This window comes from Planococcus sp. CP5-4_YE, assembly GCF_019042655.1.
Taxonomy (GTDB): domain Bacteria; phylum Bacillota; class Bacilli; order Bacillales_A; family Planococcaceae; genus Planococcus.
Map to the genome: position 1 here is coordinate 451945 of NZ_JAHPZO010000001.1, position 10605 is coordinate 462549.

General features: G+C 48.0%; 13 protein-coding genes. 7 read left to right on the forward strand and 6 right to left on the reverse strand.

What is annotated here, in order from left to right; all coding sequences use genetic code 11:
* Positions 1 to 119: 119 nt before the first annotated feature.
* Positions 120 to 704 (reverse strand): phosphatidylglycerophosphatase A family protein, encoded by a 585-nt coding sequence (locus tag KTG14_RS02295; RefSeq protein ID WP_216969030.1) that lies wholly within the window; start codon positions 702 to 704, stop codon positions 120 to 122.
* Positions 705 to 811: 107 nt separating this feature from the next.
* Here KTG14_RS02295 and KTG14_RS02300 point away from each other — a divergent pair, with 107 nt between their 5' ends.
* The 3 genes from KTG14_RS02300 (at position 812) to KTG14_RS02310 (ending at position 2557) form a co-directional block, all read left to right on the forward strand.
* Positions 812 to 1534 (forward strand): alpha/beta hydrolase, encoded by a 723-nt coding sequence (locus KTG14_RS02300; RefSeq protein WP_216969032.1) that lies wholly within the window; start codon positions 812 to 814, stop codon positions 1532 to 1534.
* Positions 1535 to 1609: 75 nt separating this feature from the next.
* Positions 1610 to 2128, forward strand: a complete 519-nt coding sequence (locus KTG14_RS02305; RefSeq protein WP_216969034.1) for a YjcG family protein — start codon at positions 1610 to 1612, stop codon at positions 2126 to 2128.
* Positions 2129 to 2557 (forward strand): GNAT family N-acetyltransferase, encoded by a 429-nt coding sequence (locus KTG14_RS02310; RefSeq protein ID WP_216969036.1) that lies wholly within the window; start codon positions 2129 to 2131, stop codon positions 2555 to 2557.
* 44 nt (positions 2558 to 2601) lie between these two features.
* On the opposite strand, the gene fabI is transcribed toward KTG14_RS02310, so the two are convergent.
* Positions 2602 to 3372, reverse strand: a complete 771-nt coding sequence (fabI, locus tag KTG14_RS02315; protein ID WP_216969038.1) for an enoyl-ACP reductase FabI — start codon at positions 3370 to 3372, stop codon at positions 2602 to 2604.
* A 104-nt stretch (positions 3373 to 3476) separates the two neighbouring features.
* Positions 3477 to 4847, reverse strand: coding sequence for a magnesium transporter (gene mgtE, locus KTG14_RS02320; RefSeq protein ID WP_216969040.1), 1371 nt, complete (start codon positions 4845 to 4847; stop codon positions 3477 to 3479).
* A gap of 87 nt (positions 4848 to 4934) precedes the next feature.
* On the opposite strand from mgtE, the gene prpE reads away from it, so the two are divergent.
* The gene (prpE, locus tag KTG14_RS02325) at positions 4935 to 5672 is read left to right on the forward strand and encodes a bis(5'-nucleosyl)-tetraphosphatase PrpE (RefSeq protein WP_216969042.1); all 738 of its coding nucleotides are present in this window, start codon (positions 4935 to 4937) and stop codon (positions 5670 to 5672) included.
* Here the strand turns inward: prpE and KTG14_RS02330 are convergent.
* The 3 genes from KTG14_RS02330 to yjbM are packed head-to-tail and all read right to left on the reverse strand — an operon-like array spanning position 5669 to position 8031.
* Positions 5669 to 6544: an RluA family pseudouridine synthase gene (locus KTG14_RS02330; RefSeq protein WP_216969044.1), complete on the reverse strand. Its 876-nt coding sequence runs from the start codon at positions 6542 to 6544 to the stop codon at positions 5669 to 5671. The two genes, prpE and KTG14_RS02330, sit on opposite strands and share 4 nt — an antisense overlap.
* A gap of 3 nt (positions 6545 to 6547) precedes the next feature.
* Entirely contained in the window at positions 6548 to 7357 is an 810-nt protein-coding gene (locus KTG14_RS02335; RefSeq protein WP_216969046.1) for an NAD kinase, read from the reverse strand.
* On the reverse strand, positions 7354 to 8031 hold the full coding sequence (yjbM, locus tag KTG14_RS02340; RefSeq protein WP_216969049.1) for a GTP diphosphokinase: 678 nt from the start codon (positions 8029 to 8031) through the stop codon (positions 7354 to 7356). The genes KTG14_RS02335 and yjbM overlap by 4 nt, the downstream gene beginning before the upstream one ends.
* Positions 8032 to 8303: 272 nt before the next feature.
* On the opposite strand from yjbM, the gene KTG14_RS02345 reads away from it, so the two are divergent.
* From KTG14_RS02345 to KTG14_RS02355, 3 genes are all read left to right on the forward strand, one after another.
* Positions 8304 to 8873, forward strand: a complete 570-nt coding sequence (locus tag KTG14_RS02345) for a CYTH domain-containing protein (protein ID WP_216969051.1) — start codon at positions 8304 to 8306, stop codon at positions 8871 to 8873.
* A 96-nt stretch (positions 8874 to 8969) separates the two neighbouring features.
* Positions 8970 to 9368: a globin domain-containing protein gene (locus tag KTG14_RS02350; RefSeq protein WP_216969059.1), complete on the forward strand. Its 399-nt coding sequence runs from the start codon at positions 8970 to 8972 to the stop codon at positions 9366 to 9368.
* Entirely contained in the window at positions 9365 to 10162 is a 798-nt protein-coding gene (locus tag KTG14_RS02355) for a ClpXP adapter SpxH family protein (protein WP_308461982.1), read from the forward strand. The genes KTG14_RS02350 and KTG14_RS02355 overlap by 4 nt, the downstream gene beginning before the upstream one ends.
* The last annotated feature ends 443 nt before the right edge of the window (positions 10163 to 10605 follow it).

Genomic DNA, 10605 nt, shown 5'->3' on the forward strand with positions numbered 1-10605 from the left:
CCCTTTATCTATAGTTTCTTTCACCCTTCATATTACCATGACTTTCTGTCCAGCTGTCAATTTAATTTTTTCAAATGGAATCGGTTTCAAACCAAATTTATGGCAATAAAACCCTTTTTTTATATTTCCGCTCCAGGTACATGAGTTTCAGGCGCTGTCTCTTCAGGAGTGAGGTCTTCGAAGCTTCTGCCTTCCTCTTCCAAGTCTCGTGTTCTGTGGGCAATACGGGCTGAGGCACACGCCGCGATGCTCGAAACCAAGTCGTCGAGGAATGTATGGACATGCTCTCCATATTTCGTATCGAGCTTATGGATGATACCGGTTTTGTTTTTATCCAAATGACCAAATGTCGTCACGGCAATGCTGCCATAAGTGAGTACTGCGCCGAGGCCGATCATTTCATCAACGCCGAACAAGCCTTCATCCGACCCGACGATCTGTTGAAGTGGCTGGGACAATTTGCCTTGCTCCGCCAGTTCATCGAGTTCAATCCCGACTAGGAGGGCATGCTGCATTTCCCGCTTGCGCAATACGCTTTCGACAGACTCGATGCAATGGTCCAGCGTCAATCCTTCATTAAAAGGCAATTGCATTTCCAACACAATTTCTGCGATATCTTCTTTCGTAACGCCCCTTCTTTCCAAAGCTTCATGCGTCGCTTTCGTCACTTCTTCTGAATGCACACGGAAACGTCCTCCATCCATGATGCGATCCCCTCTCTCTATTTGGATTTGTCTTCTTGTCCATTATACCTTGCATAGTGGAATATGTTACAATTTTTGTACAATAGATTTTAGAAGGAGGCAACATCATGAACAAAGGAAGCGTAGAAGATTTCACGCTTTACAGCGATGCCTTGGGAGAAGACGTGCAAGTGCTCGTCCACTTGCCGGCAAATTATTCCCCCCTCTATAAATACAGCCTCGTCATTGCATCAGATGGCAAGGATTATTTCCAGCTCGGCCGTGTGCCGCGCGTCGTTGATGAATTGCTGGAAAACCAAGAAATTGAGAACATCATCTTCGTTGGTATTCCTTACAAAAGCGTGGAAGATCGCAACCGGAAATACGAGCCGACCGGCGAACAGCATGCCGCTTATTTGCGGTTCTTAGCCCATGAGCTGACGCCTTACCTCGATGAGAAATACCCGACCTACCAAGTCGGCATGGGCCGGACATTAATCGGCGATTCGCTGGCAGCCACCGCTTCCTTGATGGCTGCACTGAAATACCCGAATATTTTCGGGCGCGTCATTCTCCAATCGCCGAAAGTGGGACCGGAAATGATGCAAGCTGTTGAGAAGTTTTCGATGAACAATTCGTTCACCGTCTATCACGTCATCGGCTCGGAAGAAACCGAAGTCAAATTGACCAACGGGGAAACCGCCGACTTTCTCACGCCGAACCGCGAGTTGAATGAGTTGATGAAAAATAAAGGGTTTTCGCTGTTTTACGAAGAATTCAAAGGAGACCATACATGGAAATACTGGCAGCCTGACCTGAAACGGGCATTGCTAATGAATTTCGGCATGTAAGCCTTAAGGAAACAAATTGAACAATTTGATATAATTGAATAGCAAGCATTTATTAGATGAGGAGGTCTATTGATTATGAAATATGGCATTGCAGCATTTCCATCAAAAAAATTACAAGACTTGGCGAATTCCTACCGGAAGCGCTATGACCCGCATTACGAGTTGATCACGCCCCATATTACATTAAAAGGGCCTTTCGAAGCGGATGACTCGGAAGTTAAAGCGATGGCAGAGGAGCTCGGCAACATCGCCAAGCGCCAAAAGCCTTTCCGTATCCACGCAACGCGCGTCAGCACGTTCACCCCGGTGACGAACGCTTTGTACTTCAAGATTGAACCTTCAAAAGAGCTGATGGATCTTCACGAAGACCTCCACTCCGATTTTCTTGGCGGTATGCCGGATCATCCTTTTGTGCCCCATATCACTATCGCCCAGAAATTATCGGATTCCGAACACGCAGATGTTTATGGGCAATTGAAGATGGCTGGCATCGACCACGAAGAGGCGATTGACCGTGTCCACTTGCTTTATCAATTGGAAGATGGTTCGTGGACAGTCTACGACACATTCCGATTAACAGGAGATGAAGCTTAATTGCAGAAAGTCAAAATTGTTGAAACCGAACTCGAAAAAGAACAGGCTTTTGAAATCCGCCGAAAAGTTTTCGTCGATGAGCAAGGCGTCGCCCTTCATGTAGAAATGGATGAGCACGACGACAGCGCCACTCATTTTATCGGTTATGAACTGGAACAGCCGATTGCCGCTGCACGCATACGAGAATACGAGCAAGGCGTCGGTAAGGTCGAACGCGTCTGCGTCTTGCCTGAATACCGCGGCCACCATTTTGGTGCAGGGATGATGGAACAACTCGAGGAATATGCCCGCTCAATCGGCTATTTCCGCTTGCAGCTCAATTCTCAAAGCCATGCCATCCCGTTTTACGAACGGCTTGGCTATGATGTGGTCTCTCCTGAATTCATGGACGCCGGCATTCCCCACCGCCAAATGGAAAAAACCCTATAATAAAAACCTTCCGGTAAACTCCGGAAGGTTTTTATTATAGGGTTTTATAAGACGTGATAACCGCTGTCGACGTGCAAGACTTCGCCCGTGATGCCGCGTGACATATTGCTGAACAAGAAGACGGCCGTCTCGCCAACCTCTTCCGGTGTCGTGTTGCGGCGAAGCGGTGCTTTTTCTTCGATTTCACGCAAAATCGAGTTGAAGTCGCTGACGCCTTTAGAAGACAATGTGCGGATTGGGCCGGATGAAATCGCATTGACGCGGATATCGTGCTTGCCAAGGTCCGCTGCCAAATAACGGACAGACATTTCAAGCGATGCTTTGGCAACGCCCATGACATTGTAGTTCGGCATGACGCGCTCTCCGCCGATGTAAGTCAGCGCTACGATGCTTCCGCCTTCTGTCATCAACGGTTTTGCATATTTCGAAACGATCGTCAGTGAGTACGAGCTGATGTTATGCGCGAGCAAAAAGCCGTCGCGCGATGTATCGGAAAAGTCGCCTGACAATTCTTCGGTTTTTGCGAACGCGATGCAATGTGCCAGCCCGTCGATTTTTCCAGCGCTTTCTTTGATCGTGTTGAAGCATTTCTCTACGTCCTCGTCACTGGTCACATCACATGGCAAGATCTGCTCATGATTGCCATCGAGTGTCGCGACCAAATCACGCACCGACTTTTCAAAGCGCTCCCCTGCATATGTAAAGATCAAGTTCGCTCCAGCCGCGTCCAATGAACGCGCAATTCCCCATGCGATGCTGCGCTTATTGGCGACCCCCATGATGACGTATGTTTTATCTTTTAATGAAATCGACATATATATACCTCCTAAGATTATTACCTGGTACTAATATTACCCCATAAAAAAAGAAAGTGCAATTGCACTTTCCGGGATCTTGCTTCATTTATCTGTTTAACGGCTTATAAATTCGTCAGGAAGGTCGTCGCCAAGCCCAAATAAATGAGGATGGAAATGATATCGTTCAAAGTCGTGATGAACGGCCCAGACGCGACGGCAGGGTCGATCTTCATCCGATGGATCAATAACGGGATAAATGAGCCGGCCAAGGTCGCGACGAAAATCGAGCTGGCGACCGCAGTGCCGACCAACATCCCGATCAGCAGTTCAGACTTCCAAAAATAAACCAGTCCCACGACCACAATGCCGCAAATGACGCCCGTGATCAAGCCTGTCCCAGCCTCGCGGAACAACAGCTTCATCTTGCTTTCTTCTTCGATATCGCCCGTTGCAATACCGCGTACGGCAACCGCGAGCGCCTGCGTGCCGCTATTCCCCGCCATTCCGGCTATTAACGGGATAAACACGGCGAGCAGCGCCACTTGGTCGAGCGTCGCTTCGAACATGCCCATCAAGTTCGCTGTCAGCATGCCAAGGAAGGTCAGCAAGATGAGCCATGGCAAGCGTTTTTTCGCTGCTGTCAACGGGCCGCGGTCAAAGGTATCCATATCGGAGACGGCGGCCAATTTGGAGTAGTCATCAGACGCCTCTTCATCCAACACGTCGATGATGTCATCGACTGTGATGATGCCGAGCAGATGGTCCTGGAAATCCACGACTGGAAGTGCGAGAAAGTCATAGTCTTTGATCATGCGCGCGACTTCTTCCTGGTCTTCGCTTACTTGGACACTGACGACGCGGTCGTTCATGATTGCTTCAATCAAGGTATCTTCATCTGCAACAATCAAATCACGCAATGTCACGATGCCTGATAATTTGCGGTCTTCGTCGATGACAAAGACATAATAGATCGTTTCGGCATTCGGTGCGGCATTGCGCAGGATGTTCATTGCTGAACGCACTGTCGAATTTTTCGGGATCGCGACAAATTCCGTCGTCATGATGGAACCTGCCGTATACTCCTCGTAATGCAGCAAGTCTTTAATCTGCTGAGCGGATTCTTTGTCCATGATCGTCAAATAGCTGGCGACCTGGTCTTTGTTCAGTTCGTTGAGCACATCGACTGCATCATCGGTGTACATATAGGACAAGATATCGGATGCATAGCGTGTGTCCATTTCCTTGAACAAATCTTCGTACTCGTCATCGTCCACTTCAATGGCTTCAAAAATATCCGCCATTTCTTTCGGAGAGAGATACTGATAGAGCAATTGCCTCGTTTCCCCGTCCGCTTTCTCGTAAAAGCTTGCTTGGTCGTATGGATGGTGGGACAAAAATTCTTCTCGGAATGCTTCGACATCCCCTTTTTTCAGCAGTTCGTGCAATAACTCTTCATTCAGTTCCTCGTCACGGATCTTCGTTTCGTCCATCATGTATACTCCCTCCTTTCAATCATTTCTGCTTTATTCCAGATATGCGTTACACTGAAATCAGTATATAGCTTATAGGAGCTGAAGAATATGAATTATGATGTCATTGGTGATATCCATGGTTGTTTTGATGAGCTGATCAAATTGATCGAACAGCTTGGATACCAATTCGAAAATGGCCTTCCCGTCCATCCCGAAGGCCGTAAGCTTGCATTTGTCGGCGATGCCATGGACCGCGGACCGAAATCCCTCGACGTCTTGCAACTATTATTCGCCATGGAGGACGCAGGCATCCTCTATTATTCCCCTGGCAATCATTGCAATAAACTCTATCGTTTTTTCAAAGGCAACCCGGTTGAGCTCCTGCACGGCTTGGAAATGACCGTAGCGGAATGGCGCCAGCTTGAACAAGGCGCGCAGCAACAGTTCAGGAAACGGTTTATCCGGTTTTATGAAGAGCTTCCGCTTTATCATCGATTACACAATGATTTAATTGTTGTTCATGCTGGGCTGCGCCAGGATATGATTGGCCAGGCACTGAGCCGCCGCATCATCACTTTTGCTTTGTATGGCGAAATCACGGGCAAATACCATTCTGATGGCCGGCCAGTGCGCGGCAATTGGGCAAAAAGCTACCACGGCAAACCGTGGATCGTTTACGGCCACACCCCGGTCGAGACTCCTTACTTCAAAAACAATACCGTCAATATCGACACTGGCTGTGTATTTGGAGGGGCTTTGACTGCATTGCGTTTTCCTGAAATGGAAATTTGCCAAGTTCCCTCAATGCAAGCCTTTCAGCCAGACCGTTTTCATCAGTATGACTAACTCAATACGTGCATGTCATCGGCAAGCGCGGACGTAAATGCCAGCCGTTTCCCGGAGACGGGATGATCGAGCTGCAATTCCGTGCAATGCAGCGCTTGCCTGTCGATCAACTCGCGTCCGCCGCCGTACAAATCATCCCCGAGCAGCGGATGCCCGATATGGGCCAGATGAACGCGGATTTGATGTGTCCTGCCGGTATTCAATTTCAGCCGGACATGGCTCATGCCGCCGATTGACTGGATCAATTCCAGCTCGGTCTCGGCGAATTTGCCGTCTTCCCTTACTTCGCGTTCGATGATGCTCGTGCCTTTTCGGGCGATGGGGGCCGTGATTACCACTTTTCCTGCTGCCACTTCGCCGTGCACAAATGCTTCATAACGCCGGTTCATGCGCTTTTCCTGTTGCTGAACAGACAGCAGATGATGGATATGGCGATTTTTTGCGATGCATACCAGCCCTGAAGTGTCTTTATCAAGGCGAGTTGCGATATGCAATGTGGACGGGATAGCATGGCACTCGAAATGGCCCGCGACAATATTCGCCAGGCTGCCGAACGGCTGTTCACGTGACGGGATGGTGTTTTGCCCTGGCGGCTTTTCGACAATCAACAACGCGTCGTCTTCATAGACAATCGCAAGCGGCCCTGCTTCTGCCGTCAAGCCTTTGCCTTGTGTTTCTTTCGGAAAAATAACGGTCACGGCATCCCCGACTTCGAGCGGATGCCTGACCGTCACTTCCGAACCGTTGACCAGCAAATGGCCCCCGCCATACTTCACAGAAGCCAAAGTCCTTTTGGAAATGCCATAATTTTGCAGCGCTTCCCGCAACAGGCCGCGCTTTTGTGCAGTGAATTCAACTTGAAATGCTTTCATATCTCAATCCTCCGACAGTTCGCTGTCGATGAATGAATCATGCACGCGGCGCCAGAACGGGAACGCACGGAAACGCGCGAAGCGCACTTTTTCTTTCGCTACGCGGTACTCGATTGATTCGACGTCTTTATGCAGCAATTGAAGATGGTCGATCGTCACCATGAAATCCGGCGCTTTCACTGGCAGCAAATTGCACCGATGATGGGACGGCAAAACCAGCGGCGAACCCACAGTCCGGAATACCCGGTTGTTGATGGAAGCCATTTCAGTTAATTGCATCGCCGGCAAGGACGGATGGATGATTGCCCCCCCGAGCGCTTTATTGTACGCCGTACTTCCTGAAGGCGTGGACATACACAATCCATCGCCGCGGAAACGTTCAAAATGACTGTCGTTCAAAAAGACATCCATGACGAGCGTGACATCCGGAGATTTCACAGTCGATTCGTTCAAAGCCAAGTAGGTGGAAGATTCCTGGTCGTTCCGGTAATGCACCGTCACTTCCAACAAAGGATACTCAATGACTTCGAATTCCTTTTTCGCGATCGCCAAGACGAGTTTCTCGATCTCGATCGGCTTCCAGTCCGCATAAAATCCTAAGTGGCCTGTATGGATCCCGACGAATGCGACAGTATCCAAGCGGTCGCTGTATTTATGGAATGCATGGAGCAAGGTGCCGTCCCCGCCGATCGACAAGACGATCTGTGGGGATTCCTCGTTCCATTCCATGCCGAAATCCTCCAAATATTCACGGGCCTCTCCCATCAATCGATTGGATAAATCATCACTTCTCGATATGATATAAAATTTCATGTATCCTTTCGACCTCCTTCCGCATCCGCCGGAAATCTGGTTCCCGGAGATTCTTTGTATTCACTGAAGTACGCTTGCGCTTCCTGGATTTCATCCCTGATCTGCGTCATTTCTTCATCGAGCTGGAAAGCCGCTTCCGCTGCACGCTGCAGCCGGAGCTTGATCTCCTCAGGGAAGACGCCTTTATATTTATAGTTCAAGGAATGCTCAATTGATGCCCAGAAATTCATCGCCAAGGTGCGAATCTGGATTTCCGCGAGGATCAACTGCTCGCCGTCAATGGTCTGTACAGGATACTCCACAATGACATGATACGAACGATAGCCGCTTTGCTTTTCATGTGAAATATAATCCTTTTCCTCAACGATCCGCAAATCATTACGTTGGCGCAATAGCCCTACAACGGTTTCAATATCCCCCACAAATTGGCACATCATCCGCAAACCGGCGATATCCTGCAAATTGCGGGCCAATTCTTCCGATGGTTCAAACAATAGCCCCTTTTCCAAAGTCTTATCATAAATGCTCGCCAGCGGCTTCACACGTCCGGTAACGAACTCAATCGGTGAATTCGTGTTATTCGTTTCGAATTGCTTGCGCATCCCTTTGAATTTCACTTTCATTTCATCGACCGCCTGTTTATACGGCGCCAAAAAACGATTCCATTGCCCCATGTCTGGCCCTCCTCACTGCTTTGCTCATTTTACTATCCTTTAAGCCCAGCACGGGGCTGTTTCTTCATAACGCTATTTTACCACAGCAAGGCTCTGCGTTGCAGATTGCACCTAACTATCCGATAATGAAATTAACGGCAAAGCCAAGAGCAATCGACGTGAGCATAATTTTTTCGCTTATCGCCGGTTGACCCACCCCGCAGTTGCGATGCCGCTCCTTTCCTATAGAAAATGAGCCTCTATCGTAAAGGCGGGAGTAATGAGGTGAACAGATGACAAAAGAACTTGAGATTGAATTTAAGAACATGCTGACCAAAGAAGAGTATAGCAAATTATTGGCGGAGCAAAAAACCGCACCGATCAGCCAGACCAACCATTATTTTGACACAACCGATTTCAAGCTGCGCGACCAAAAGGCAGCTCTTCGCTTGCGCAGCATCGGCAGCCACTTCGAATGCACACTTAAAACACCGGCCGCTTCTGGAAACTATGAAACGACCGATGTCTTAAACCAACAACAGGCTTCTTCAATGTTGGATTTAAGGCAGTTCGATGCGCCGGAAGTTGCCGCTGAGCTCGAACGGCTCGGGGTTTCCCCATCCGATTTGGCACCCATCGGTTCCTTGACGACACATCGTGTAGAGGCCGAATACAAAGGCGGGCTTCTCGTGCTGGACCACTCGGAATACTTGGGTGTGGAAGATTATGAACTTGAATACGAAGTCACAGACGAAGCTTCTGGCAAACGGATATTCATCTCTTTACTGGAAGAAAAACACATCCCGATGCGCCCAGCAGACAAAAAAATCGCACGTTTTATGAAGGCGGCTTCCAAGCGCTAAAGGAGTTATAGCGGTTGTGTGGCATGCGATTTGTTTGAGATATTTACCATGCGTTGATAGAATGGATTTACAGTAAACACAAAGGGGACAAGACTGATGACTGGAAAACCGCTTATTCCGTACGACGAAATTGGCGCGGAAACTTTATCAAACCTGGTGGACGCCTTCTACGCACGCGTCTCAGCACATCCGCAACTTGCACCCATTTTCCCTGACGACCTGACCGAAACAGCGAGAAAACAAAAACAATTCTTAACACAATACTTAGGGGGCCCCAATATTTACTCAGCGGAACATGGGCACCCTCGCCTAAAAGCACGCCACCATCCATTCCCAATCACACCTGACCGCGCGCAAGCCTGGCTTGAGTGCATGAGTGAAGCGATGGATGAAGTGGGACTCAATGGCCAATTCCGCGAGACCTTTTTTAATCGTCTCGTATTGACCGCCCACCATATGGTGAATGATTACGACAGTGAGGAGGAGTTGGAGTGAGCAACCTGGATCTGGCAGAGGAAATCCGCGAACACCAAGTTTCCTGCAAACCGATGGAATTATACGTGTTCATGGACCCGATGAATCCCGCATGCTGGGAACTTCAATCCATCATCCGCAAAATGCAAATCGAGTATGGCCATTATTTTTCCATGCGGATGATCTTAAGCACACAATTATCCGCCCTGAATATGAGCGTGAAAAACACTCAAGTAAACGGCGATGAAGTCGAACATCCCGCACTTCCTTCTGTCGCCATCAAGGCAGCAGAACTTCAGGGCAAGCGCGCAGGCAATCGCTTCCTGTATAAATTGCAAGAACACCTGTTTTTGCATTCTAGAAATGTTACTTCTTACGATGTATTGCTTGAAATAGCAGAGGAAGCCGAATTGGACCAAGACGAATTCATGGATGATTTTCATTCTGTCCATAGCGCAAAAGCTTTTCAATGTGATTTACGCATCACGCGAGAAATGGAAATTTCCGAAGTGCCTAGCATCGTCTTTTTCAATGAATGCATCGAGGACGAAGGCGTTAAAGTTTCAGGCCTTTATTCATACGACGTCTATTTGACCATCCTACAGGAAATGCTGGGAAATGACCGGCTTAACCGGCAATCCCCGCCTTCTCTCGATGACTTGTTCATAAAATATCCAACGATGGCAACACATGAGGTGGCGAGCATCTATAACATCAGTGAACAAACAGCAGAACGCGAGCTTAAAAAGCAGGTACTTCAACAAAAACTAGAACGTATTCCCATGCAGGCCGAAACATTATGGAAAGTAAAATAAGCTAAGCTCCCTCTAGGAGCTTAGCTTATTTTTTCTTCTATTATTAGTTTATAAGCGAAAGGCGCCTTCCACGTCCGGAAGGCGCCTTTCTTATCTTACACAAAGGGGATGGGAGAAATGTTCACGCTCAAACAAAGGGGTGTATGTTTGTATGTGATTAATTTCACAACCTAATAATATCACGCCATAATAGTTAATGCAATAAATCACAAACCCTTTCACAAAACTGTCATAATATCAAACGCTTACATCTTTTCACTATTTATATAAATTATTTAAATATAATTTATACTCACCCACTAGAAGAATTCCCTTAAGGTATACGCCTCCGTTTTTTCATTGTGAAATAATAATGACAATGAACCCACATAGTTTATCCGTCATTCACAATTGACGACAACCAACGGGAGCTTGTAAGAAACCTCAAAAAACCTCTACAGCGC